The sequence below is a fragment of the Pseudobutyrivibrio ruminis CF1b genome, from assembly GCF_000424005.1.
GTDB classification, from domain to species: Bacteria; Bacillota; Clostridia; order Lachnospirales; family Lachnospiraceae; genus Pseudobutyrivibrio; species Pseudobutyrivibrio ruminis_C.
On sequence record NZ_AUJB01000001.1, the window covers coordinates 72,308 to 98,154 of the forward strand.

22 protein-coding genes are annotated in these 25,847 nt (G+C 39.1%); 3 read left to right on the forward strand and 19 right to left on the reverse strand.

Features of this window, described 5'->3' with window-relative positions:
* Positions 1 to 6: 6 nt before the first annotated feature.
* The 4 genes from G592_RS17650 to G592_RS0100355 all read right to left on the reverse strand — a co-directional run bounded on the left by G592_RS17650 (position 7) and on the right by G592_RS0100355 (position 5,091).
* A complete protein-coding gene (locus G592_RS17650) occupies positions 7 to 153 on the reverse strand; it encodes a hypothetical protein (RefSeq protein WP_176757666.1) in 147 nt (48 codons plus the stop codon).
* A 5-nt stretch (positions 154 to 158) separates the two neighbouring features.
* Positions 159 to 1,568, reverse strand: coding sequence for a DUF342 domain-containing protein (locus G592_RS0100345; RefSeq protein ID WP_028246062.1), 1,410 nt, complete (start codon positions 1,566 to 1,568; stop codon positions 159 to 161).
* A 184-nt stretch (positions 1,569 to 1,752) separates the two neighbouring features.
* A complete protein-coding gene (gene deoC, locus G592_RS0100350; RefSeq protein WP_028246063.1) occupies positions 1,753 to 2,430 on the reverse strand; it encodes a deoxyribose-phosphate aldolase in 678 nt (225 codons plus the stop codon).
* Between the two features lie 12 nt (positions 2,431 to 2,442).
* Positions 2,443 to 5,091, reverse strand: coding sequence for a valine--tRNA ligase (locus tag G592_RS0100355; protein ID WP_028246064.1), 2,649 nt, complete (start codon positions 5,089 to 5,091; stop codon positions 2,443 to 2,445).
* Between the two features lie 506 nt (positions 5,092 to 5,597).
* Here G592_RS0100355 and G592_RS0100360 point away from each other — a divergent pair.
* The 3 genes from G592_RS0100360 to G592_RS0100370 are packed head-to-tail and all read left to right on the forward strand — an operon-like array spanning position 5,598 to position 9,467.
* A complete protein-coding gene (locus tag G592_RS0100360) occupies positions 5,598 to 6,350 on the forward strand; it encodes a hypothetical protein (RefSeq protein WP_028246065.1) in 753 nt (250 codons plus the stop codon).
* 11 nt (positions 6,351 to 6,361) lie between these two features.
* Positions 6,362 to 6,985 carry a hypothetical protein gene (locus G592_RS16760; protein WP_051194676.1) on the forward strand — a complete coding sequence of 208 codons (624 nt, stop codon included), beginning with the start codon at positions 6,362 to 6,364 and terminating at the stop codon, positions 6,983 to 6,985.
* Positions 6,972 to 9,467 carry a hypothetical protein gene (locus G592_RS0100370; RefSeq protein ID WP_028246066.1) on the forward strand — a complete coding sequence of 832 codons (2,496 nt, stop codon included), beginning with the start codon at positions 6,972 to 6,974 and terminating at the stop codon, positions 9,465 to 9,467. The genes G592_RS16760 and G592_RS0100370 overlap by 14 nt, the downstream gene beginning before the upstream one ends.
* Positions 9,468 to 9,518: 51 nt before the next feature.
* On the opposite strand, the gene G592_RS0100375 is transcribed toward G592_RS0100370, so the two are convergent.
* From G592_RS0100375 to G592_RS0100445, 15 genes are all read right to left on the reverse strand, one after another.
* Positions 9,519 to 10,313 (reverse strand): Cof-type HAD-IIB family hydrolase, encoded by a 795-nt coding sequence (locus G592_RS0100375; RefSeq protein ID WP_028246067.1) that lies wholly within the window; start codon positions 10,311 to 10,313, stop codon positions 9,519 to 9,521.
* A gap of 1 nt (position 10,314) precedes the next feature.
* Positions 10,315 to 11,178, reverse strand: coding sequence for a hypothetical protein (locus G592_RS0100380; RefSeq protein ID WP_028246068.1), 864 nt, complete (start codon positions 11,176 to 11,178; stop codon positions 10,315 to 10,317).
* Between the two features lie 9 nt (positions 11,179 to 11,187).
* A complete protein-coding gene (locus tag G592_RS0100385; RefSeq protein ID WP_028246069.1) occupies positions 11,188 to 12,150 on the reverse strand; it encodes a glycosyltransferase family 2 protein in 963 nt (320 codons plus the stop codon).
* On the reverse strand, positions 12,150 to 13,034 hold the full coding sequence (locus G592_RS0100390; protein ID WP_028246070.1) for a glycosyltransferase family 2 protein: 885 nt from the start codon (positions 13,032 to 13,034) through the stop codon (positions 12,150 to 12,152). The genes G592_RS0100385 and G592_RS0100390 overlap by 1 nt, the downstream gene beginning before the upstream one ends.
* Positions 13,035 to 13,107: 73 nt before the next feature.
* On the reverse strand, positions 13,108 to 14,481 hold the full coding sequence (locus G592_RS0100395) for a sugar transferase (protein ID WP_242830127.1): 1,374 nt from the start codon (positions 14,479 to 14,481) through the stop codon (positions 13,108 to 13,110).
* A gap of 59 nt (positions 14,482 to 14,540) precedes the next feature.
* Positions 14,541 to 15,764 carry a UTP--glucose-1-phosphate uridylyltransferase gene (locus G592_RS0100400; protein WP_028246072.1) on the reverse strand — a complete coding sequence of 408 codons (1,224 nt, stop codon included), beginning with the start codon at positions 15,762 to 15,764 and terminating at the stop codon, positions 14,541 to 14,543.
* Positions 15,765 to 15,976: 212 nt separating this feature from the next.
* Positions 15,977 to 17,194, reverse strand: coding sequence for an ATP-grasp domain-containing protein (locus G592_RS0100405; RefSeq protein WP_028246073.1), 1,218 nt, complete (start codon positions 17,192 to 17,194; stop codon positions 15,977 to 15,979).
* A gap of 33 nt (positions 17,195 to 17,227) precedes the next feature.
* On the reverse strand, positions 17,228 to 18,199 hold the full coding sequence (locus tag G592_RS16765) for a glycosyltransferase family 2 protein (protein ID WP_051194677.1): 972 nt from the start codon (positions 18,197 to 18,199) through the stop codon (positions 17,228 to 17,230).
* 4 nt (positions 18,200 to 18,203) lie between these two features.
* A complete protein-coding gene (locus tag G592_RS0100415) occupies positions 18,204 to 18,956 on the reverse strand; it encodes a WbqC family protein (RefSeq protein WP_028246074.1) in 753 nt (250 codons plus the stop codon).
* 15 nt (positions 18,957 to 18,971) lie between these two features.
* Positions 18,972 to 19,922, reverse strand: a complete 951-nt coding sequence (locus tag G592_RS0100420) for an acyltransferase family protein (RefSeq protein ID WP_028246075.1) — start codon at positions 19,920 to 19,922, stop codon at positions 18,972 to 18,974.
* The gene (locus G592_RS0100425; RefSeq protein ID WP_028246076.1) at positions 19,922 to 21,031 is read right to left on the reverse strand and encodes a DegT/DnrJ/EryC1/StrS family aminotransferase; all 1,110 of its coding nucleotides are present in this window, start codon (positions 21,029 to 21,031) and stop codon (positions 19,922 to 19,924) included. The genes G592_RS0100420 and G592_RS0100425 overlap by 1 nt, the downstream gene beginning before the upstream one ends.
* Positions 21,032 to 21,061: 30 nt before the next feature.
* Entirely contained in the window at positions 21,062 to 22,828 is a 1,767-nt protein-coding gene (locus G592_RS15165; protein WP_051194678.1) for an ABC transporter ATP-binding protein, read from the reverse strand.
* 35 nt (positions 22,829 to 22,863) lie between these two features.
* Positions 22,864 to 23,763: a beta-1,6-N-acetylglucosaminyltransferase gene (locus G592_RS0100435; RefSeq protein ID WP_028246077.1), complete on the reverse strand. Its 900-nt coding sequence runs from the start codon at positions 23,761 to 23,763 to the stop codon at positions 22,864 to 22,866.
* Between the two features lie 12 nt (positions 23,764 to 23,775).
* On the reverse strand, positions 23,776 to 24,861 hold the full coding sequence (locus tag G592_RS0100440) for a glycosyltransferase family 2 protein (protein WP_028246078.1): 1,086 nt from the start codon (positions 24,859 to 24,861) through the stop codon (positions 23,776 to 23,778).
* 20 nt (positions 24,862 to 24,881) lie between these two features.
* Positions 24,882 to 25,847, reverse strand: a complete 966-nt coding sequence (locus G592_RS0100445; protein ID WP_028246079.1) for a glycosyltransferase family 2 protein — start codon at positions 25,845 to 25,847, stop codon at positions 24,882 to 24,884.

Sequence of the window (25,847 nt, forward strand, 5' to 3'; positions counted from 1 at the left end):
GTCTCTTTATTTTGGCGCATTAGTCTGCTGCGCCGACATATTTACAAGTAAATCTGTTAAATCAGTTAAATCTCTAGCCTTGATATCAGCTTCCGCCTGTTCTACCTCAATGGCTGGCTCAAACTTCTTTAACTCCTCTTCGAAATCAATCATTTTATTTATCCCTTTGCACGTTCACCAGTAATTCTTGTAAGTTTCAAACCTTCTGGCGTCTTTGTAATTTCAACTCTCTCATGATTATCAGTAATAGCAACATGATGATCGTCAATTGAAATATTGGCACCAGCATACATACGCCTGTACACCTTGATAGAGGCATCCTTGCCAGCCACAATAACTTCTTTCATCTTGGCAAGACGCTTTGTCTCTTCCTGTACAATAGCTTCATCTCGAATTCTAACACGAAGAAGCTGCATACGTCGAGGGTCTTCCTTTACATTAATTCCTCGTTCCTCGCCCAGCTTATCAAAATCCTCAATTCCTTTTTTAATCTTCATAACGTTGGAATTAAGGGCCTCGATTTTCTTGGCAAGCATCTCAAACTCTGCAGTACGCTCTACATCAACGCCCACAGAAACATTAGTAATTGTTCCAAATGAATTTCCAATATCATTGGCATCAATTCCCTGAACAGCAGAAACATAACCGCCAATTATGGAGGCGTTATTTCCACTGAGCTCAATTTTGCCATCACAGGAAATCTTACTCTTAAAGAAATAATCAGCTGTGATATTACCTGAACAGTTGATTATTGCATACTCAACGAACTGCGCGGTAATCGAACCGCCACATTTAATCATAGTCTTCTCGTTGCCTTTTACACCTGAGATAAGGAATAAATCCTTTCCTGCTCTGATATCGCAATCCTCGATAAGACCATGGATAATAACGTTGCCTGCTGCATCTATAACTGCACCATCTCGAACTCCACCATGAATGATTACGTCACCATTAAATCTGATGTTACCAGTTTCAATTCCAACGTCTCCCTGCACCTCGTGTACTGGAGAAATAAGAATCTTTCCCTGATTTACCTCAATCTTTCCATCAAGCTTTGCTGTATAGGTAAGATTGTCATTGGAACGATCAAAACCTCTTCCGATGAGAGGAGGCAGGTCACGCACTGGCTTTGGCTCAAGAATCTGACCACGAACTGACATACCACGAGCACCCTGTACTGCAGGATGATAGATAGCAATAACATCACCCTTCTGTACAGTCTCGATGGTCTTAATACTCATATAATCAGCCGTACCATCAGGTCTGATGGTAGGCTTTCTGTTGAATTTTGTCTCAAAAGTGTATTCAAAATATCCTGGGGTGCCCTGCTGCTGGGCTGTTCCTTCAGCAACCTTGACCGGTTTGCCGTAGATTGGACTATCTGCCAGACGTTTAAGCATTTCCTGATCAATCCCAAAAGTAACATTGGCATTATTCAAGAAGCCAAGCAACTGTGATGCAGTAAAGCTTGGTACCTCGTTTTTTCCATCAGGAATCTTGAAGGTCATAGTGGCCTCCAAACCATTCGATGAAACCTGTACTTTTGGCGCTTGTGCTGGTAATGCCATAAGTCCCCCACGTGAAAATAGTTAATTTAGTCCTTCACTTACTATTTCGGCTCAAAATATGCTCACAATAAGCCTATTCTGAATAGCTTAATTATATTTCAATACTAATGTTTTGTCACAAAGTTCACTAAATTTTGCGTATTTTTCATTAAATTTTCACGATTGAGGCATTTTTTATAATTTCTTAGTACTTTCCGTCGTTTGGAAGACCCTTAACAGCCTTAACTACACGGCTTGTTCCAAGTCTTGAAGCACCAAGGTCGATAAACTTCTGAGCATCATCAAGGTTAGCGATTCCGCCAGCTGCCTTGATAAGCTTGCCGTTTGTCATATGGTCTGCCATAAGCTTGATGTCATCAAATGTAGCTCCGCCTGTAGAGAAGCCTGTAGAAGTCTTGATGTAATCTGCGTCTGACTTAGAAACAACTTCACACATCTTAATCTTCTCTTCGTCTGTAAGAAGGCAGCACTCGATGATAACCTTGAGAAGCTTGCCCTTGCAGGCAGCCTTGATAGCGTTGATTTCAGCAAGAACATCATCGTAACGTCCTTCCTTAACCCAACCTACATTGATAACCATATCTACTTCCTCAGCGCCGTTATCTACAGCATCTGAAGCCATGAAGCACTTAGAAGCTGTTGTAGCATAACCATTTGGGAAACCGATTACTGTACAGATTGGAAGGTGTCCACCCTGCTCCTTAACGTACTCAGCAGCCTGCTTTACAAAGCTTGCTGGGATACATACTGAAGCAGTCTCATACTTCATACCATCATCTACGATTCCCTTAATGTCATTCCATGTTGCATCTACTCCTAAAAGAGTGTGATCGCATTTGCTTAAAATATTCTTTACATCCATTTTATTTTCCTCCTACTTCATTGAGGCTAAACGTGCCTCTACCTGAGCCATCATCTGCTCATACTTTGCGAGCTTCTCGCGCTCCTCAGCAACCTTTGCTTCAGGCGCCTTGCTCATGAACTTTTCGTTTGAAAGCATTCCGCGTGAACGAGCAAGCTCTTTCTCGAGCTTCTCTTTTTCCTTTGTGAGACGCTCCTTTTCCTTTTCGAAGTCTACAAGATCCTCAAGTGGAACGAAAAGTGTTGCATCTGGGATAACAGCTGAAACTGCATCGCTTCCGATTCCAAGCTTGTCAGCCTGAACGATTACGTCTGTAGCGCCTGCAAGTGTTGCAAAGATAGGTGTAATCTCATCGAAAATACCACGTACTTCTGCATCCTCAGCTACGATGTGGATAGCAGCCTTCTTTGAAGGTGGAACATCCATATCTGTACGAAGCTGTCTCATACCACGAACTACATCCTTGGCACGCTCAACCTTTGCTTCCTCTACTGGGAAGTTCTTTGCCTCATCATACTCAGGCCAAGCTGAGAGCATGATTGTCTCCTCTTCGCTCTGAAGTGTACAGAAGATTTCCTCTGTGATGAATGGCATGAATGGGTGAAGCATCTTAAGGGCGTTTGTAAGTGCAAACTTAGCTGTCCAAAGTGCTGCATTCTTGCTAGCTGTATACTCCTGAGAGTACATACGAGGTTTTACAATCTCGATATACCAATCGCAGAACTGATCCCAAATAAAATCATATACCTTCTGAACTGCGATACCAAGCTCATATTTATCCATATTTTCAGTAACATCTTTAGCTAAAGTGTTAACTGCTGAAATAATCCACTTATCCTCTGTTGCAAGGTCTGCCTCAGCTGGCTCTGTAACTGCATTATCTGCAAGGTTCATCATAATGAAACGTGATGCGTTCCAAACCTTGTTTGCAAAGTTACGGCTGTTTTCTACACGCTCGTTGTAGAAACGCATATCGTTACCAGGTGCATTACCTGTGATAAGTGTAAGACGAAGTGCATCTGCACCGTAGTTATCAATAATCTCAAGTGGATCGATACCATTTCCAAGGGACTTAGACATCTTGCGGCCCTGTGAATCACGAACGAGACCGTGGATAAGTACTGTGTGGAATGGGCTCTTTCCTGTGTGAGCATATCCTGAGAATACCATTCTGATTACCCAGAAGAAGATGATGTCGTATCCAGTAACAAGTACGTCTGTTGGATAGAAGTAATCAAGCTCCTCTGTGTTCTCTGGCCAACCAAGTGTTGAGAATGGCCAAAGTGCTGATGAGAACCATGTATCAAGTGTATCCTCATCCTGCTTCATGTGAGTGTGACCGCACTTAGGGCAAACTGTTGGTACCTCTGAAGAACGTGCAACAACTGTCTCACCACACTTCTCGCAGTAGTAAGCAGGGATTCTGTGTCCCCACCAAAGTTGACGTGAAATACACCAGTCACGGATGTTCTCAAGCCAGTGTAAATATGTCTTGTCATAATTCTTAGGAACGAACTGAAGCTCACCTGTCTTGATAGCCTCGATAGCTGGCTTAGCAAGCTCTTCCATTGCAACGAACCACTGTGGCTTAACCATAGGCTCTACAGTAGTCTTACATCTGTCGTGTGTTCCTACGTTGTGAGAGTGGTCTTCAATCTTAACGAGAAGTCCCATCTCGTCCATCTTCTTAACGATGATTTCACGAGCCTCATATCTATCCATTCCCTCAAACTCGCCACCATTTGCATTGATAGTAGCATCGTCGTTAAGAACGTTGATTACAGGAAGGTCGTGTCTCTTACCAACCTCGAAATCGTTAGGGTCGTGTGCTGGAGTAATCTTAACAACACCAGTACCGAATTCCATATCAACATACTCATCAGCAACAACTGGAATCTCACGGTTAACGAATGGAAGCATTACAGTCTTTCCGATGATATCCTGATATCTCTCATCCTTAGGGTTTACAGCAACAGCTGTATCACCAAGCATTGTCTCTGGACGTGTTGTAGCGAATGTAACGAAGCGACCTGGCTCGCCAACGATTTCGTACTTCATGTGCCAGAAGTGACCTGCCTGCTCCTCGTGCTCTACCTCAGCATCTGAAATAGATGTCTGGCAAACTGGACACCAGTTGATGATGCGGTTGCCCTTATAGATGTAACCTTCATTGAAAAGCTTAACGAATACTTCCTCAACAGCCTTAGAGCATCCTTCATCCATTGTGAATCTCTCACGCTCCCAGTCAGCTGAAGAACCCATCTTCTTAAGCTGGTTGATGATACGTGTTCCGTACTCATCCTTCCAATCCCAGCACTTCTCAAGGAATCCTTCACGGCCAAGACTGTCCTTCTCGATACCCTGCTTCTTAAGGTGTTCGATAACCTTTACCTCTGTAGCGATAGCTGCATGGTCTGTACCTGGCTGCCAAAGAGCTGAGTAGCCCTGCATTCTTTTATATCTAATAAGAATATCCTGCATTGTGTTATCTAATGCATGTCCCATGTGGAGCTGTCCTGTGATATTTGGAGGAGGCATAACGATTGTAAATGGCTTCTTGCTGCGGTCTACCTCAGCGTGGAAATAGCCATTTTCCTCCCACTTTTTATAGAGTCTGTCTTCAAGACCCTTAGGATCATAAGTCTTAGCTAATTCTTTCATTTTCTCTTCCTTTCTAGGCATTAAAAAAGCCCCGTGCGTCGGTAAATTCGACACACAGGGCGAAGATTCGCGTTACCACCTGCATTTATCTCTCATCTTATTCCTTACGGGAACGACTCGGATGGCTTGTCCGCCCTGGGGCGCTTTGTTCACCACCTGCTCCGAAGCTACCTTCGTCAGCTCTGCTCCTAGGTCACCTTTCAGCCGGTGAGCGACCCTCTCTACAGGACGACACTGAGTACTCCTCTTCATCATCGCATTAAAAAACTTAACTTATGATATAAGTATTTCTGAAATCTGTCAAGGCAGATTAAGGAGTCATGTTATAGTTCTCATGGAAAAATCAAAATTTTCTCTTGCAATAATTTTCTCACCGTGTTATAGTAGCGCTTGTCTTTTTTCAAAATGCTATATCAGGTTGGTTCAACATTTTTTCCACAGGAATTTAACAGAATCTAAACCACTTTCATATTCCTTAGTAGTTTTAGTTTATAAGGAGTATTGAAATGAATAAAAAACAGAATACAAGAGGGTTCTCTACCCAAATTAGGAAAATATATGTTAAGGAGGATAATACCCTTAACAGGTTCGCACTATTCTTATCGGGGCTTGCTATCGCTTTGATAGTTCTTTTACTGATTAATTTCAAGGGATTTATCCTGGCAAACAAATCCAGTGCATCAGAATTATCTTACTCAGAAGCTATGGAGGAAATCTACGACTACATCGATTCCCTCAATGGTTTTACAGATGAACAGCGAAGTGCCTTAGATTCCATCATCAACAATTATTTGGCTGAGAAGAATGTCATTACAGAAGATGACATGAACATGGTTCACAGCTTAATCGATGCAAAGTACCAGTCAAACAGAGAATATCTCCAGGAAACAAAACTTCAGCTGGAAGCAGAATTAAATGCTGCTTCATCGAAGGACTTGGCGCATTACGATGAACTCACCAGACTTATTGAGGAATTGAATAATCTGCTTTCTTCAAATGAAAGCGCTGACGCAAGCAGCAAAGCAAGCTTCACTCAGGCAATCAATGACCTTAAATCTTACTCGGAGCAGAATAAGTCAAGCATTCAGACCCTTGATAACGATTACCGCAATGACAGCGACAAGATATGGGAACAAATTAAAATTCTCCAAAACCGTACAAGCGATTTACACGATGAAAAGATGTACGAATTTGATTTTAGATATGAGAACGGCTGTTACGGATACTATGCCGAGGGCGAAGGCTTTAAGCCATTTTAGGGAGGATTATTATGAGATTAAAAAAATTATTAACTATATCTGTTTTAGTATCACTTTTGGTTTCCCGCGCTCCTATGACTGCTTTTGCAGAGGAAAATTTACTTTTAACTGAGGCTTCTGAAACTGAAGACGCCATCACGGAAGAGACTACGACTGAGGAAACAGAAGATGTTGAGGAAATATCGGAACTTGCGTCTGAGGAAACTGGCACAGACGAAGATGTAGAAGCTGAATCTGAAAATAATATTGATTCCGAGGACGAATCAGATGAGGAAGAAGCTGAAGAAGAGGAAGATGAAGAAACCGAAGATGAAGAAGATACACCTTGCTCTCTTACCATCAAAGTAATGAAGCTTACACCTTGCTTTGATGAAGATGGCAATTTCGTTGAAGACTATATACCTTCTTTGGAAAACACCTGCGTATTTCAGGAAGCCATCTCTACCAGAGAGGCTGTAAAATCTATCCTCTCACCACAATACAATTCCGAGGAATACAAAGCAGTTATTGCTAATGACCTTCCTCAGGATTGCCCTGAAAATTTAGAGATTACACTTTACATGGATGATAATAATAGCTTTGAGTCTATTGATGTTTCTTACACTGAGGAGAAAGAAATTAATGATAAAGAATAATATAATAAAACCTTTTGTGAGTATAGCTGTGGCCATTTGCCTAGCCATGCCAGCGTCACCACTTACAGCAGTGGCTGCTGAGGCAAATATCCAAACAGAAAATAAAATATTCATTCCTTTCAGAGACCAGATTCCATTTTATTTATCCACTAATTCCAGCATGCAGTCTGACTCCATTAAGGCCATATGGACAAAGGTCTTTTACGAGGAAATGAATTGGAATGAAAACCATAATTTTTATGATCCAAATTTTGGATCATGGTGGGAGAAATATAATACAACAGAATATATAGGACTTGGAGGTATTCAGAAGAAGCTCGAGGGTCAGATTACTTTTTCTGCAGGCGATTTCGAAGCATTCCTGGGTAACTCCCTTGAGGCCAACCCAGAATTTTTAGGGCAGCTTCTTGGATTGGATGGTTACCAGAAGTTATCCACCTCAGATGAAGATATTACCCTTTTTAGAAACATTATTGGTAAATATCTTTTGGATGAATCCGATCCAACTAAATACGATTCTTATTTTGTGAATAACATCGTTAATCTTACAAAAGACGGTGCATATCTCAATGACGATTTAAAGACCATTTACTGTAACGGTATCAGAGCTGACTACTGTATGCTCAACACTCTTGCTGCTCGATATCGTAAAACTAACATTGTTGGAGAACAGTATTTATCCGAACCACAGATTAGATGGATTGAAAGCTATCAGGAAGAACTATATGATGCCTATACAAAAAACACAAATGAACTTCTAAAAAATCTGGTTTCCAACAACGACAATCTCTACGACCTTATAGCAAGAAGTTCATATGCTGCCAACGACAGAAATGGTTACGGCCAGACTTTCTTTGATTATGTTGTAGAGTCAGGTAAAGGTGCAGGTGCATGGCTTAATCTTAACGACAATATAAATATTCCTGCCATGGCTGGCGTGGATGATATTTCAAGTGTATTTGCACTTTCCGACGGTTGGTGTGGCGACAGTACAAATAGGGAGTGTTATAAACCTGACGACTGTACCGAAAAAGCCACAGCCAACGATATTATTGCTTACTCTCTTTACAAAAATCCTAAGGCTCTTGCTTATATTCAAAATAATGAGACTACAAATACATCTTTTGGCACAAGTAAAGATGACTCTGAAGGATGGTGGCACCGCTACACTGTAAAACACACAAAATGGGGAGCTTCTGGTCCTATAGAATCTAAGGGAATCAATGCAGCATCTGGTCGTTCTGCCAGAGGTGCAGCCAGCTCTTCCTTCGATGGAAACACTGGTACAGGTATGGCTACTTGCAGCGCCTATGGAACAATTATCGTCCGCACCAAGGATCTTCTCTATAATCCAGAGACTAAAACTGGAAGCAATGCTCCTAAAACTGTTACTGTAGGTGTATGGTATGAAGCATCTTGGATAGGTGCTGAATGTGCAGCCTACAGCTACAAGAGCAATGACAACAACAAATGTAATGACAGTGCCGGATATACTAGACAGCTGAGCTTCAACTGCAGTTCTGGAATTATTCCACCGTCAGCAGGTACCAGCAGTTTCAATTACACTGGAGCTTCACCTTCCACTTATGGTAATGTCACAAGTTACAGATACTACACTTTTGACGTAAGTCACTTGTCCTTAGAACAGTTAAAGACCGGATATATACAAATTAATACAGCTGCAGGAAATTACTGTTACGCTACTGACTACGGATTTTGTGTTGCTTATGCCAGCTGTGGTGCCATGCCAACTGTTTATATCACCTGCCCAGTACCGGACTGCGATATAAATGGTCATGCCTACGACGAACGCTCTATTTCCTGGGCACCTGATTTTTCTTATGCCGATATCACTTACTCATGTACAAAAGATAAAGAGCATGTGAAAACCATCCGTACCAAAAACATTACTGCTTCCACATCTGCAGGTATCATTACCTATAAAGCTCTTGGAAAGTACAACGAGAGTTATACTAAAGTTGTAAGCGCAGGTGGATCAGAAAATGCTGTTACTTCTAATGTCACATTAACAAATGATATTGCCACTGATTACTATAAAAGTATCACTAACACACAAATAATTGATGAACACCAAAGCTCAGGTTATCTGAACACCTTGTTGATTACTCAGGCAGCTTCTACTATAAAAGGTTCTGTCAAAGCAGGTGTTATCCCTGTTGGTGTTCAGAAAATCACATTCAACTATGTGGCTTCTGAAAAACTAGAGGAAATAATTGTTTCTGTACTTTCACCTTCAGGACAGGTTATTGGACGAGGTGGGTCTATCATGTCAGATACTATCGACAGAAAAAATAACACCATCACAGTGGTGCTATACGCTAATTCTGATATTGATTTATACAATAGCTATGTGACTATTTCCGGAAAGGCTACGACAAAACATGTGGTAAGTGCTACCGCAGGAATTCCTTCACCATCAACAGCTGTTATCGGCGTTACATCCATGAAATTCACATACTAAAAAATGCTCTCAGCAAACTTAAATTGCTGGGAGCATTTTGCATATCTAATATTAAATTAATCCGAAATGCTTAAGCGCATTGTAAATACCATCTTTATCAAAATCGGTAGTAACATAATCCGCTACTTCCTTTGCTCTGTCTGTACCATTTCCCATGGCAATACCTACATGAGCTTCCTGAAGCATATCAAGATCATTTTCACTATCGCCAATGGCGTATGTATTTGCCAAATCAATACCAACAAGTTCACAGGCCTTAATCATTCCTGTTGCTTTGTTGTGGCCTACAGGGACAAGCTCGCAAACATTTTCATTGTGCTCAATAACCTGATAATGAGCTGAAAGCTTGTCAAAGCACTCCAGTCTCTTTTCAGCTTCCACATCTGTGGCACAGGACATTTTATTAATTACCCAGTCGCCATAATAATCTCCACCTACTGGGACAAGATTCTCACCAACATCACGGCGAAGGACATTTCCAAATGGGTCATCAAGACCAAATTCCGACTCATCCATGTAGATGTTCTTTGGCCCTTCAAGAATAGGTCTGAATCCGTATTCACGAATCATCTCGATAGTATTCTTTACCACATCCTTATCGATAATATTCTGGTAAATAATCTTTCCATCAATCTCAATATGACATCCACAGGAACAAACTATTCCATCGAACCCAAGGCCAAGAAGCTCTGGGTCATTGATAAATGCACGGGCTCTACCACTACAAATAAAAGCCAGATGCCCGTTCTCTCTAAGCTTTTTTATAGCTAACTTGGCACTTTCTGGAATGTACTTGTCATAATCCCAAATTGTACCATCTATATCAAAAAATACTGCTGATTTCATGCTAATCCTTTTTTGTCAACTTTCTAAATAACTTTGTCTCAAGACGCTCTGCTCTGGTTACAAATGAAACCTGAGTATCACGTATCGTAATTACATAGTGGCCACTGATTTCATCAATCTCCTGCTCCACGTAATTCATAGTGCTCTCACGAAGACTGCGGTGAGCAATAATATTATGCTTAAGTAAAAGATTGATTACATGAGTCTCTACTCCTGCATCAGCCACCTCAATATAAGCTTCATCAATCTTCTTGTCAGCGATAAATTCTTCCAGCTTATCAAGACCAATCAAAGAATCAAAATGGTCAATGTAATCTGTAACGCCCTCATTGTTCATTGCCACGCCAATGATTTCATAATCATTCTCAAATGAACCCTTAAGAACTCTTTTGATAACTTCCTGTGAATGATTGCTATCACAAACAACAATAAGCTTTGGGCAAAGAGCTGAATGGAATCTGCTAAATCTGATAAAACATTTTAATGCGCTTCGCTCAAATAATAAGCAAATGTAACAGATAATAAATGCGGCAGCATAAACACTTCGTGAGAAGTTCTGCGCGCTCTTAACACCATAAAGTGCTACTGTGAAGAAGGCCCAACTGATAAGTACCTGCGCCAGCAAAGTCTGACATTCCTTGAAAAAGCTTCGTTTGATTACGCCTGATAAGTTCTTACTTATAATCAAAGTAAAGAAATATACCGCTGATAAAACAACACCATAATCAAAGAACAGCTCTCCATGATGAACTGGTCTTGCTAAATATCTAAACTGAACAACTACGATATAGCCGATAATAAGCGCGACCATATCCAGAATTATGAAGTCTGCATGCTTTTTCATGTATAACAATATTTTCTTCATTTTATTCTCCTATACCCACAGGCGAAACCAAAGATTATGGTGCGCCCTGGTGAAATTATTTTTTGAATAAAAACTCATACGCCTAAACTTCCCCTTTTCTCCTATTTTAGAAAAACGGAGAAGTATATTCTTTTTATCCTTTGGGAGCCAATCAGCCTTAAGAAGCTCTCCTGCAAATTCTCTTGCCTCGTTCACAAAAGCTTTCTTCTTTGCAAAGATACTTCCCTGCTTCAGATCCTCAAGATTTCTGGAAGCTTTCTGCGATTCAGATTCTGTTGTGGCACCCATTGTGTTAAAACCTGTCTGTCTATAATATGCCATTGGTTCATCAATAGCAACCACCTGTCCCATAATCGCCGCTGTTTCAAGTACCAATACATCATGCATTGGAATCTTCTTCATATCAAGCTGTGGTGCCAGCTGAACTACCAGGTCTCTCAACTGACGGTTGAAACACATTGTACATCCAGCTGCTGGATTGTCTATGAGAATCTGAGTGTATGCTGTGTTGGATGGAAGACGGCCAATATACCTGATGAAGGAATCGGAAAGGACATTAAGCTCCTCATCAACTACCTTCATATCTGTGAAAACACATACCGGCTGAATCTCATCACCTTCATGGTGAATCAATCCTTCAGCCTCTGTTAAAGCTTCTATAGAACGCTGGAGCTTCTGCGGAAACCATACATCATCCTGATCACAAAACAGATAATAATCTGCCTCCACTCTGCCCAGCATCCAAAGAAAATTCTCCTTTGGACCACCGCAGGAATTGCCATAAAATATCTCAATCCTGTCTGGGTATTTGTCTCGATATTCATTTATTATCTCTACAGTGCCGTCTGTAGAGCCGTCATCATGAACCGCCAAACGAAAATCCTGATTGGACTGTCCAAAAAGACTATCAAACTGCTGCCTCAGGAAACGTTCTCCATTGTAGGTAGCAAGAAGTATCACAATATCTTTCATTATCTGTTAAACCCGTATCCAGTTCCTGTCTTCTTTTTAAACTTAAGGTTGTCAATAAATAAGCTAAGATTTGCCAATGAACATGTAATCTTTCCAAATGTACCGCTGGCTCTAAACTGATTCTTATAGCTTATCATCTCATGAAGAGTAAATATATCTTCCTGTTTAAAATACTCACAGTCATGTAATAAATCGATGAAATCAAAAACTGATTCATCAGTGACAGTCGTATCAGCAGATAAATTAGCTGCAGTATATTTATGAACATATAATGGCTCATCGTAGTAATGGAACTTTAATCCCTTGGCCAACATAAGCAGCCAGAGGAAATAATCATCTGCACCATTCTTTGTCATGATATGCTCTTTCCAAAACTCAGGAATAGATGACTTCTTAATAAGGCACTGACCTGGTGAGATGATCTGAATGCCAATTCGTAAATACGTAGTCAAATCTCCTACTAAAGCCTTGTGGGCAGCATTACGATACCATAATAATCTGCTTCCATCAGACTGCTCTAATGATGCGTTAGCAACCTCCACATCAGACTTAGATATGACTGCTGACTTAAGAAGTTTCACAAGCGCGTCATCTGTGATAATGTCATCCTGATCCAAAAACATAATGTAATCACCTGTGGCTTCTGCCAGGCCTGCCACACGACTATAATGAATACCTTTATTTTCTGGATTAGTAATTACTTTTAAAAACTGACTTTCTGATTCTGGTGCTTCAAGCTTTTTCCAAGGACTATCATTCACAAGAATGGCCTCAAGCTCGTATCCAACTTTTGCCAATGATTCCTCATTAGCAATAAGAGCTTTTACCAGATTATCCATATATTTATCACCCTCATAAAATGGGGTAATTACTGAAATTTTCATTTTATTATCTCCAATAAAAAATAACCTCGTAAAGGTTATTATAACCTTTACGAGGTATGTTTGTCCATTTAGTCTATTTAGAACCTGAACCCTTTAAAACTACTGCAACTGTCTTAAAGAGAATCTGTAAATCAAGGCCAAGTGACCAATTCTTGATGTACTCTGTATCAAGAGCCACAACCTCTTCGAAATCAGTAATGTCGCTTCGACCACTTACCTGCCACATTCCAGTAAGACCTGGACGGCTGGCAAGACGTGCCTTGTGATGAAGCTCGTACTGTACAAACTCGTTTTCTGTAGGTGGTCTGGTTCCTACTAATGACATATCTCCGATAAGTACGTTCCAGAACTGTGGAAGTTCATCAAGAGAATACTTTCTAATGAAGTGACCTGCTGGGAAGATACGAGGGTCGTTTTCCATCTTGAACATAAGACCGCTCATCTCGTTCTGATCCATAAGGTCTTTCTTACGCTCTTCAGCATCTGTGTACATGCTTCGGAACTTGTAGAATTTAAATCTACGACCATTCTTTCCTATACGTGTCTGTGAGAAGAATACAGGACCTGGTGCCTGAATCTTAATCACTGGTGCAAGGAATATAAATGCTATAGCACATAAAATCAATCCAACTAAGCTGCCGATGATATCAAGTGTTCGCTTAGCAAATGCTTCGCGGTTTGTAGCCATGTGCATACTAGTGGTCATTGTGATGTAATCACCATAGTACTCAATTGTACGGTTCTTCATTAAGTGCTCTGTATGAATAAGAGAAATATGAACTGTACATCCTAAATCTGTAAGACGCTCAGCAAGAAGTTCCTCGCTGTATCTGTTCTTACCGTCGATGAACACCTCATCAACTACGTTTGTACGAATGTATTCAAATACTGAATCACAATCGCCGACTACAGGAACACCCTGAATCTTTTTACCGACCCAATCCTTGTCGATAATAGCACAACCTACGACCTTATACTCTACATAATCAGAGCTAGCCAACTGGCTAAGGCAGTGATTAATTGTGCTGGAATCTGCAATAACAAGCATTGTAGACTTTAAGCTGTCGTCATGCTTACGCAAACGAACGATACGCTTAAACACAATACGGAATGCAAACATGATAAAAATCATAAGACCGAACCATGATAAGATAACAGCTCGTGAAATACGATTTGAATATCTGAAAGCATAGAGGAAAATTAATATTCCACATAAATTCACAAAAGAATGAATTGCGACTGCCTTTAACTCCTGCCACTTATTTCTATGAACAATTCCTGTGTATGGATCTCTAAGCGCTGCATTCAAAATGCTGGCAAAGATAATCATAATCAGGATATTTTCATAAATATACTCATGTGGGATTACATCCAAAAAGAGTATTTTGTCGAAGCGGAAAAACAGGGCAAGTATCATCGCAAGCAACGCTGCGACTGTATCTAACACAATTACATCCCAGTGTTTAGCCCAAAATTTTTTCTTTTTCTTATACATTACCCAACCCTTTACAATACAACGCCGTTTTTCTGAAGTAACTCTCTTGCACTATCTACTGAATCTACCCCATGAAGATTCTTGATTGGTGCGAACTCATAATTTCTATCAACCTCGAATGCAAGATTGTTATCCATCATATGAATCATATCAAGAACGAGAAGCTCGAACTTGTATCCGTTTGGCTCTGTAGGAGAAACCTTCTCACCAGCCTCGTTTACAAATGGAATCTTCTTCTCAACTACGTGTACAACAAGATTGTTATCAACGATTTCATCAAGCTTCTCAACTGAGAATAAGTAGTTAAGAATAACGCCATATTTGTAAAGAAGGCTTCCGTCCTCAGCCTTAGCCTCAGACATCTCCTTTGACATCTCATAATACTCAACGATGCTTGGCTTGCCATCCTCTAAGCAAAGAAGACCCATCTTCTCAGCTGGCTCAACCTTACGAACTACCTTTGAACCTGAAACATAGTTTCCAAGGATTGTAGCTCCGATAAATAATGGATCTGCGATTCTCTGAAGAACGTTATCTACAGCGAATACATTAATCCACTTAAGACCACGTGCCTGAATGTCGCCCTTAAGACCAGCCTTCATCATTGATGCATACCAACCACCATTTCCGTTTGGTGATGTAGCAAGACGACCTTCCTCCTCAAGAAGAAGCTTTCCGTCATAATCAACAGCACAAGCCATATCCTGAATAAAGAACTTTACGTACTCTGGATTGTAGCCGAAGAAATTGTGCTCCTTGAAGAACTTCTGTGTAACTTCATCATTCTTCTCGCTAGTCATGATGTAAAGAGGTACGAATGCACCAGCCTTGTTAACAACTTCCATAAGGTTGTTGATAAGGCACTCGAAAATGAATAACTCGTGTGTCTGACCTACGTTATAGCAACCCTTTGGTAAATCGAAACCAAGACGTGTTCCCATACCACCTGCAAGAAGAACTGCACCTACTTCACCCTTCTTGATAGCCTCAAGACCAGCTGCTTCGAACTCAGCCTTTCTCTCAGCGATTTCTGAAAGCTCAATTGCTGGAGGAACTGTAAACTCTCCTCTTGCCTCGTTTGAATCGTTTCCGATAAGCTCAAAATCTGACCAGTTAATGTTCTCAATCTGAGCAAGGAAAGCCTGCTGCTTTTCAGCAGTAAGATTATCAAATCCTCTCATTACATGGCCCTGTCCAGCCTTTTCAAGAATCTCAATTGCATGTTCCTTTGTCATATATCTCTGTCTCCCAACTAAAATATTTTCACCGTGATACAATTTGCTACTAAATCCTACCAATATTTAGCCACAAATTTTACAATGTTCACAGTTTCTTCACAAGTGTATATATAATACTATCTTTTTGGGAAAAAATGTGCATAAAAATACAACTAATTTATGTGGCATAATAGTGATTTGACACACCAACCCCATGTGTGTGTATATTATTACACAGCGTATCCCTTTTCGAATCTATAGTGGCATACCATATCATTGCCATTTTCATCAATAACCTTAACTGTGTTATTAATTAATTCAATGTATTCTTCGTGATGTGCCAGGTCTGTGAAGAACATAATATATCCAAGTACCTGACGCATTCCTGCGTTATCTTCAACTACATCGCCAACATGTCTAAACTGCTGAATATTAAATTCCTGTGGTCTTGCCTGTAAAGTCTCAATGCCCTGAATCTCAACAATTTTTCCTGGGTTGAGCCAAAGCGCATAACTAAAGAGCTGGCCATTCATAGGTGCTGGCTGTGGATTAGTATTCTCACCAAGTGCATTATCAAGCATTACCTCACAAAGAAGCTTCTCTCCTGGGAACTTTCCACCTGGTAATCTGTAGTTCATCTCTAATACAGCAATCTTCTCGCCATCTGTAATAGCCTGGATACCTGCTGCACCAGCCTTAATCTCTAATGCTGCAAAAAGTTTATCTATACCATCCTTTAACTTCTCGTTATATAATGCCATGTGCTTTGTTGGAGAAGCGCCAAATACACGACGATGAGCGTTATCCTTACATGCACAGTCATCACCTGCTGCATTTAAATGTGGCTTGCCATCTACAACTGCATAGATAAGACCAACCTGCTCACCTGCTACGAACTCTTCTACAACAACTTTCTTTGCGTCTGACTTCTCGTAAGCATCCTTGTAGCCTTCCTTAAGCTCTGCTTCATTATTGCAGATATGAAGACCAATACTAGAGCAGCCATCTGTTGGTTTTACAACAACAGGATACTCAATCTTTGCTAAATCCTCAGCCTTAAACTCAATATCAAGAGCAAACTCCTTTGGTACAGGAAGGCCACACTCCTCACATACCTTCTTAAAAGAAATCTTGTCATTTGTAATATCCCATGCCTTCTGATTTGCATAGAATGGAAGGCCTAATCTCTCGCAAAGATCCTTGTTTGCCTTAATACAAACTTCACTGGCTCCACAAAGGACAGCATTAACGCCCTCTTCTTTGCACTTTGCCTCAAGGGCATCTAAATCAAGTACACTGAGATTCCATGCCTCATCAGCCATAGCCTTTACTGGTGACTGCTCAACTGGAAGGTTGTCTGTAACAATTGTATAAACTCCTCTTTCCTTTGCGTACTTAATAAGTTCATCTACGTGACAGTTGTTTCCTAAAAATAATAATTTTTTCATAACGTTTACCTTTCTGATTTAATCCCCTTACTATTAATTCTTCCCTACTACTTTGCGAATTAATCTCTTAATCTGTCTCTTCCTGTGAATGCCTATTAATTCTTTTTTATTATATGAATCCTCTACAAGCTGGTTGTAGATTTCACAATAATCCTCTTTTGAAAACTGGTTAGCTGAATCCTCAAGCTTATTAAGCTCAAAAACTCTTCTTGCGTCAAAATTCAGCTTAAGTCCCAGCACCTCAGCTGTGTGTTCCATATCTTTCATCCCCTGAAGATATTTAAGAACATTATTTTTACTGTAAAAATCATTCTGTGATGACCATGAACCGCTTCCCTCTGTGATTACATAACGATATGCTGCAAGGTACTCACCAAGGTTATACATCTTTCCTACAGAAAGCATGCAAAGAACCTGTGAACGATCAATCATTTTGCTTACGTCAATCTTTGCTTCCATAAGCTTCTGCTGTAAAGCGCCGTAAGCGACTCTTCTATACATTGATGTAGCTGTCTGTCCTGGAAGGATGTAATCCTGGAACATCTCTACTGTATACTCTCCGCCTTCCTTCATGAAGCTGCTCCACTGCTCGCAGTCTTCCTGTCTGACACCATTGGCATCAACAATCTGACACAAGCCAAAGCAGGCAACATAATCAGGATGGGAATCAAGGAAATCTACCTGCTTTTGAAGTTTGTTTTCATCAAGCCAGTAGTCATCACCCTCGATAAATGCAATATATTCTCCTGTGGCACGCATCATGATATCCATGGTGTTGCCAGCCATTCCAAGATTCTTCTCTCTAAGAATTGGAACGATAATATCAGGATACTTTTCTGCGTATTCCTTAATGATTGCAGCGTTGCCATCTGTAGAACAGTCATCGCCTACAATTGCTTCAAATTCGAAATTTGTTTTTTGAGAAACAATGCTCTCAAGAGTCTTTCCGATATATTTTTCCTGGTTGTATGTAGCAACTACAATGCTAACCTTTTTGTTTCCCATAAAACTATTCCTCCACTAACTCTTCTGGACTCTCATAACCGTCCACGAGCTCGTACTGATTCAACAATTCCTCCATCTGCTCGTCATTACAGAACATCATGGCATCAATAATCGATAAATTAGGAATAAAATCATCCTTAAACTGTTTGTATGAAATATCACTGTCTGTATGTACAAATTTTAATTCCAAACCATTCGCTTTGAAGAAATCCTGGAAGTAAAGCTTTGTACCACCAATGGCATTAACATACTCTGTAGCACCAAGCTTCTTGCAGGTTGCTACTACGTAGTTCTCTCTCTTGTAGTCTCTATCGAGAGGAACATCCTTAGAAGCTCTTACGATTGGTGTTGTGATACCAAGCTCTTTTGCTGTAAGTTTAATAGCGTTCTCAAGGAATGCTGCAAGATTCTTTCCTTCTTCAGTAAGACCATATGTCAAAATTTTTTCTACCAAAGCATATACACGCTCAAAGTTTGGAGCATGTCTGTACTCACACTGAAGAGTATGTAAAAGCTTATCCACTTCTTCCTGTGTAAGAGCTGTATCTAATTCACATATAAGCTTATTCTGAGAAGCCTTATGTACAGGGAGCTTGAAATACTGTGGCTCCATATTAATCTGAATCTTATTTCTGTTAATATAACCCTGCTTAATATAGTGTAAGTTATCCGCAATTACGTACTCATCAACTGCATTTATCAACTGCCAATATCCAATATATGGGAAAAAATATGGCTGATTAATTCCTATCTTCATTTCTAATACCTCTTTTTACTTCTTATTTTCATTAACTCTTTTTCTGATAGCAATTACACCTTCGTGTACTGCCACAGAAAGCCCCAGTGTTGATACTGCTGATAGTATTAATACAATGGAGTTTCTATAAATAACCTTGTTAAACAAGATTATAAACATTTGATGGAACATAAATATCTCCCATGTGTAATTCCCAATAAAATGGAAGATATTCGATTTTATATTTAATCTCATCATCAACAAGACAACAATGAGACATCCAACAAACGAAAATACTGTTATAGCCAAATCATAGTACCTGTAATTGATTCCAAAATACCCTGATGGAATTGCAAGAACTATTAAAGCTATTAAACACAATGCATATTTAACATTACTTTCAAAGAATGTTATTGCCTGATTCTTATATATTGCAAATGCAGCACCTACAAAGTAAGTAAGAATATCATCGAACCAGTAGTTTGGTGCGCCAATAACAATCAGGAAAACAAAATACAAAAAGTTTCCGAATGTAATGAACGCTAATCTGTGTATATCTTTCTTGAATATGATGAAAGCCAAATCCGTAAATACGAAGAAGGCTAACAGTCCGCCAAGAAAGTTATTAAATAGAATTGAAAAAATCATTACTGGCAAATATAAACGCCAGGCTCTTCCTATCCATAATTTTTTCAAATCAATTTTTTCCATTTTTGAATGTCCAAGATATGTTGTATATCCCGACAGGAAAAAGAAAAATGTGATACATGGCTGCCCTATTCGATATGCATATTCAGTAAGTGTCTCAGGCGCACATATCTGAGAAAAATGATGAAAGAAAACAATCAATATCATGATTCCCTTCATGGTTGTGGTCTGCCGTTTTTTGAAAAATTCATCAGCAAATTCACCAGCTTTATACGGATGCGCTAAAGCAATAATTGAGCTTAATGGATATAACGCTAAAGCAATTAAATCGGTAAGCATTATCTTGTCCCCCTGATAATATCACAAATACGCTTTACATCTTCTATATCCAAATCAGTGTAAAGTGGCAATGTTAATACCTGCTTAGACATTTTCTCGGCTACCGGTACATCTGCTTTATATCCACTATCTTTATAGCAATTAAACTGACTTGTTAATGGGTAGAAATACTTTCTTGGATGAATTCCATATTTCAATAACTCATCAGTAAGTTCATCACGGTTCATACCATACTCATCCGCATTTACGAATATTGGCATGTATGTATAATTGAGTTCAACTGCCTTCTCATCATATTCAAGAAGCTTAATGCCCGGAATATCAGCAAGTGCTTCTCTGTAATAATCGAAAAGTACCTTTCTCTTTTGTCTGTTCTCTTCGAAATGCTTAAGATTGCAGAGGCCCATGATTGCTTCAAACTCGTTCATCTTAGCATTGGCACCAACGAATTCCACATTTTCCTCGTTCATAATACCGAAATTATGAAGCTGATAAATTCGTGTCATGATATCCATATCATGAATAGCAGCACAACCGCCTTCTATTGTGTTAAATGCTTTTGTGGCATGGAAACTGAACATTGAAGCATCGCCGGCCTTGGCGATATTTTCACCATTTACAGTTTCTCCAAAAGCATGAGCGGCATCGTAAATAACCTTAAGATTATGCTTCTTTGCTATTTTCTCAATACCCTCAATATCGCAAGGCATACCATAAACATGAACTGGTACGATTGCTGTTGTTTTATCTGTGATAAGTGACTCAATCTTATCTACATCGATTGTACAATCACTTTCTTTTATGTCACAAAAAACAGGGGTACAACCATTTCTCACGACAGCATGAGTAGTAGATGCAAATGTGAATGGGGTGGTAATCACTTCGCCTGAAAGCTCCATTGCCTGAAGAATCATCTCCAGCGCCATATGGCCATTGCATAAAGTAATACAATATTCCACATCCATTATGTCCTTGAGTTTGTATATAAACTCTCTTGTGTACTTACCTAAATTTGTAAGATTATGGGTTTCCCAAATATCTTTAAGATAGGCTTCAAACTCCTCAAATGGTGGCAACACCGGTTTTGTAACATAGATTTCCTTATTCATAACACTACCTTTTTTCTTAACTATATTCCCTTAAAAATCATTCATAAGCTGCTGTATCTCAGCTTCATTAATAACATTAACCTTAGTATCACTAATTCTGTAAACTCTGTCACAGGCAGACAACACGCTAGGTCTGTGTGTAGTAAGAATGCAAGTACGCTTTGTATCCTTCTTCATAAGATTGCTAAGTACTTTTCTCTCTGTAGCAACATCAAGTGCTGAAGTTGCCTCGTCCATAAGAAGAATTGGTGTCTTTCTAAGGATTGCTCGTGCGATGGCAAGTCTCTGATTCTGTCCCTCTGAAAAACCGACTCCGCTTTCGCCGATATTATGGTAAATACCATCAGGAAGTTTCTTAACAAAATCGTAGGCACATGCCTGCTGTAATGCATCGATGATTTCTTCATCAGTGGCATCTGGAGCAATGAGCTGCATATTCTCTTTGATAGTTCCCGAAAGCATTGTGTTTCCCTGTGGCACATATGCTATAAGGGATCTTGTTTCTGTAGAGAATGAATATTTTTCTCCATTTTCTACAGGAAGCTGTGCATATACATCTCCTGAACCTGCCTTCAAAATTCCAAGAAGAATACGAAGCATTGTTGTCTTTCCTTCACCGGAAGGACCTACAAGAGCAATTATCTCTCCAGGATTAGCTTCAAGATTTACATTATCGAAAATCTGACGTCCTGTTTTATATGCAAAGCTCATGTTATCAACGTGAACTGCTACACCATTTTTATATGTCTGAACTGCGAACTTCTCATATTCTGCAGTCTCAACAAGCTTCTCATTGTGAATGTTGATAATTTCTCTAACTCGCTCAATTGCAACTGTAAGCTGAATAGACACTGGAATCTGCTGTAAGATTGCCTTTCCAGCAACAGCAATTCTGTATGCCATCATGATTACAACTGTAAGAGCACCGAATGTCATAGCTCCAGAATCCACTCTGTAGAATGCCCAGCCGATACAGATAATTCCTGAGAAAATACCTGCAAGATAAGTAACTATCCAAGACATAAGTGAGAATAAGTTGGATTTCATGTCAGCCTTATATCTGTCTGCTTCCAACTGCTGTATTCTGTCATAAAACTCATCCGCCAAACCAAAGGCCTTGACAGCTTGAATATTATGGAATGACTCCTTGTTGTATGCTACCTCTCTACTCTCAATCTGACGAATCTCTGCCTGAGAATCATAAATCTTTCTCATGAAGATTCTTGATGAGAACACAATAATTGGAGCAATTACTACAACAACAAGTATCATGCTGGCGTCATTCATAAGAATAACTGCCAGTGAAACGATCACCATAAGTGACTGTGTGATGATTGTTGTAAGGAAAGTTGTAACATTCTGCGAAATAGTCTTTGAATCGTTAGACATTCTGGAAATCAAATCTCCTGAATGGAACGCTGTAAGCTCTTCCCAATCTGCCTTTAAAACTTTATTGAAGACCTTCTTAACCATATCAGCCTGCATAGTATTGTAATTCCATGCTGCCAATCTGTTTGAAGAAATGCTGAGAAAAGCGTTTGCAATGAACAACCCAATATAAAGTAGTCCCATTGCTATTACTTTTTCAGTGTCTTTTTCAATGGCAAAATCTACAATGTTTCCAATCTTATAAGTGATGAAGAAATCAACTCCAAGACGTAAAATCTCAGTGAATGCATAAAGGAGAATTCTTCCCATGTACATCTTATAAAATGAGAAAGCCCATTTTAAATTTTGATAAAGTCTTATGATTATGCCGTCTTTGTAATTCAATACTTTGTTTTTGTACTTACCCAAAACTTACTCCATTCTCTGCTAATTAATTCTGTGTTTTATTGTAAACCTATGTGTTTTTCCAATGCTTCTACAAGCTTTGGCTGTCTGCTATAGGATATCTTCCTGGCAAAAAAAGCATCTGCTTCTAATAGCTCCGGCAGATCCTCATACACAAATTCGTATGGACCGCCTCTATTCCAGTCAATCAATCGCTTGATATCATTTGCGATTTTATTCTTATATGATGAATTGTATGCAAGTGTCGCTAAAAATATTTCATCAGGAGTAGCCGAAAATCTGGCCATCCTCATTATTTTTCTTTCTTTTGATAATGCAAACCTTGCAAAACTATCTGTTATGGTAACCCAATTGTCACCTTTAACAAATGTGATATCAGGATATCGCTTTCTTCGATCAACACCTTTGGATTCCTGCCTGGCCAACAGCTTTTTATTAAACACATCCAGATGATACCTGAATTTAGATTTAAGCTTGTTGCCATGAGCATCCCATCGGCCCAACCATCTCATAAACGGATAGTAATATCTAATTTTATATATAAAATCATCACCACCCTCACCTGGGAAATGATAATTCAGATATTCTAAATCTTTATCTTCAAAATAGGCGTGTATTTCATCCTGGGATTTAAGTGGAAAATCAATACCAGATAAGAAATGATAATAACGGTAGTGCCCATTACCTGTCGATGCTTTTAATAAGTTGAGTTCACACTGGACAAAACTTTTGTCGCCCCAAAATACTTTTATTCTAGGTACGAAAAACAAGCCTGCTTTTTTCACCCATGTTTTTATTTCGTTGAAATCAACAAGCCTGGTCTTTTTATCTATATGTAAATAAATATCATTTCTCTCATCATCAATGGCCTGCATTAGATGTTTTAATGATTGGAAATCATTATGAGCCATGATGAGATATGCATGTTTATTTTCCAACACTATTCTCCTCTAGGATAAACGCCACTCTCTTAGGGTATCCCGTTTTCGCAATCTGCGATACATATTATACATTTCCAAATATATAATATTTAATTTTCTCCCATTTAAATATGAATCAATATATAATCCATACTTGTAATAAAGCATCGCCAGGTCAGGTCGAAAGATCTTCCCGAATTCCGACTTATGCTTTAAGGACTCTGATAAATATTCTTCAAAATATTTATCATTTACTTCCTTTATCATTTGTAATGACTCCTCTGCGGTATGTTTCCAACACCCCAGCAGCATTAGCTTATAAAATAACTGATAAAAGTCGTCCTTTGTCTTTCCGCTAAAAACATTTTTAAATGTTGGCTCAATACCCTTCACAAGAGTCAGACGTTCTTCAAAATTAGTCTTAAGAGACTTGGCATTCTCCATTGCGGTATTGGACCTGATTATGTAATTGTAAATTCTATCTTCAATGCAAACAATTGAGTCCGCATAAAAGCCATAACATATATTAAAGGCTAAGTCTTCACCTATTCGGCACTTATCATTAAATCTAAGGTTATATTCTTTTATTATTGATGCTTTGAAGAGCTTAAAGCAAACCTCATATCCAACTCGGTATTCTAAAAGATTATCCCTTATAAATTTAAGACGAGACTCTTCTGTGTCAGTGACGTAAATGCCTTTTATGAAATCAAATACCTCTAGCTGATTGCCATTATCGTCAATACGATTATACTGACAGTTGACCCAGCTGGCATTTGTTGTTTCTATTGCATTAACCAGCTTATGTGTGGCTTCTTCGCAGATGTAATCATCTGAATCCACAAACTGGATGTAATAGCCATTGGCCTGGTCCAATGCAAAATTCCTTGTAGCAGAAACTCCCGAATTATCTCTTCTAAAAGCTCTTACTCTGGAATCTCGATTACTAAATTCTTCAATATGGGACCATGTGTCATCTGAAGATCCATCATCAACCACAATAACCTCAATATTCTTATAGGTCTGGTCCAATACTGATTCTAAGCATTTATCTATGTAGTTTTCAACATTGTATGCTGGAATAATAATAGATACCAGCTTATCAACATTATTCATAACTTAGATTATTTCCCCGATTAAAACTTCACAAATTTCTTACAAAACAGTCCTGGTGTCACGGTAAACACTTTATATTTTAATCTCTGTTTATCTGTTAACAACCACTGATATTCATTAAAAATAGCATCGTATTTTTTCTTTACAGCATTCTGCATAGAAGGATTTCCATTTCTATAGAAATCTGCGAGCTTTAACAAAGCCCATTTTAATGTAATAGCTGCAAATTCTTTGTCGTCATCTTCGTCCTCAAGAACACTTTTAATTCTCTCAACATAGGCATCTATTCCATGAAGATGACGTATATCATTATTATTATTTTTACCTGTGATACTTTCTTCGTTATTACGATAAACGTAGCTCTTTACTGGAACAAAAGTAACCTTGTTAACCATCTTTAGCAGCTTGTTTATCATAAACTCGTCTTCGTGTAATTTTCCTTTTTCAAAACGAAGTTCGTTAAATAACTCCCTTTTGTACATTTTATTCCATGATACAACCATCAACACATATTCACGTGCGATAGGATTTGTAAGCCATGCTCTACACTCCTTGGCTGTAAACTGAATTACTCTATCAAGTGGCTTTTCTGGCTCTGCAAGCTTGGCAGATATAATATCACAAATAGCAATATCTGCATCTGTTTTGCTCATAGTAATCATGAATGCTTCAAGATAGTTTTCTTTAACAAAATCATCTGAATCTATAAAACAAACATAATCACCTTTAGCCTGATCAAGTCCAGAATTTCTAGCTGCGGATAATCCGCCGTTTGACTGATGGATGACCTTGATTCTGGAATCCTTTTTGTACCATTCATCACAAATAGCTCCACTGGAATCCTTTGACCCATCATCAACCAAAATCAACTCAAAGTTGCTGTATGTCTGATTGATAATAGAGGTGACACACTGGTCAAGAAAACTCTCCACATTGTAAACTGGCACAATGACCGATATTAATTTATTCTGTGTACCATTTTCCAA

Excerpts from the sequence above, each read along its gene's own strand:
- G592_RS0100385 (WP_028246069.1), bottom strand. The coding sequence starts at position 12,150 with ATGAAAGATATTGTGATACTTCTTGCTACCTACAATGGAGAACGTTTC.
- G592_RS17650 (WP_176757666.1), bottom strand. The coding sequence starts at position 153 with ATGATTGATTTCGAAGAGGAGTTAAAGAAGTTTGAGCCAGCCATTGAG.
- G592_RS0100405 (WP_028246073.1), bottom strand. The coding sequence starts at position 17,194 with ATGAAAAAATTATTATTTTTAGGAAACAACTGTCACGTAGATGAACTT.
- G592_RS0100375 (WP_028246067.1), bottom strand. The coding sequence starts at position 10,313 with ATGAAATCAGCAGTATTTTTTGATATAGATGGTACAATTTGGGATTAT.
- G592_RS0100370 (WP_028246066.1), top strand. The coding sequence starts at position 6,972 with ATGATAAAGAATAATATAATAAAACCTTTTGTGAGTATAGCTGTGGCC.
- G592_RS0100345 (WP_028246062.1), bottom strand. The coding sequence starts at position 1,568 with ATGGCATTACCAGCACAAGCGCCAAAAGTACAGGTTTCATCGAATGGT.
- G592_RS0100355 (WP_028246064.1), bottom strand. The coding sequence starts at position 5,091 with ATGAAAGAATTAGCTAAGACTTATGATCCTAAGGGTCTTGAAGACAGA.
- G592_RS16760 (WP_051194676.1), top strand. The coding sequence starts at position 6,362 with ATGAGATTAAAAAAATTATTAACTATATCTGTTTTAGTATCACTTTTG.
- G592_RS0100420 (WP_028246075.1), bottom strand. The coding sequence starts at position 19,922 with ATGCTTACCGATTTAATTGCTTTAGCGTTATATCCATTAAGCTCAATT.
- G592_RS0100415 (WP_028246074.1), bottom strand. The coding sequence starts at position 18,956 with ATGAAGATAGGAATTAATCAGCCATATTTTTTCCCATATATTGGATAT.
- G592_RS0100425 (WP_028246076.1), bottom strand. The coding sequence starts at position 21,031 with ATGAATAAGGAAATCTATGTTACAAAACCGGTGTTGCCACCATTTGAG.
- G592_RS0100380 (WP_028246068.1), bottom strand. The coding sequence starts at position 11,178 with ATGAAGAAAATATTGTTATACATGAAAAAGCATGCAGACTTCATAATT.
- G592_RS0100440 (WP_028246078.1), bottom strand. The coding sequence starts at position 24,861 with ATGAATAATGTTGATAAGCTGGTATCTATTATTATTCCAGCATACAAT.
- G592_RS0100360 (WP_028246065.1), top strand. The coding sequence starts at position 5,598 with ATGAATAAAAAACAGAATACAAGAGGGTTCTCTACCCAAATTAGGAAA.
- G592_RS16765 (WP_051194677.1), bottom strand. The coding sequence starts at position 18,199 with ATGGGAAACAAAAAGGTTAGCATTGTAGTTGCTACATACAACCAGGAA.
- G592_RS0100390 (WP_028246070.1), bottom strand. The coding sequence starts at position 13,034 with ATGAAAATTTCAGTAATTACCCCATTTTATGAGGGTGATAAATATATG.
- deoC (WP_028246063.1), bottom strand. The coding sequence starts at position 2,430 with ATGGATGTAAAGAATATTTTAAGCAAATGCGATCACACTCTTTTAGGA.
- G592_RS0100400 (WP_028246072.1), bottom strand. The coding sequence starts at position 15,764 with ATGACAAAGGAACATGCAATTGAGATTCTTGAAAAGGCTGGACAGGGC.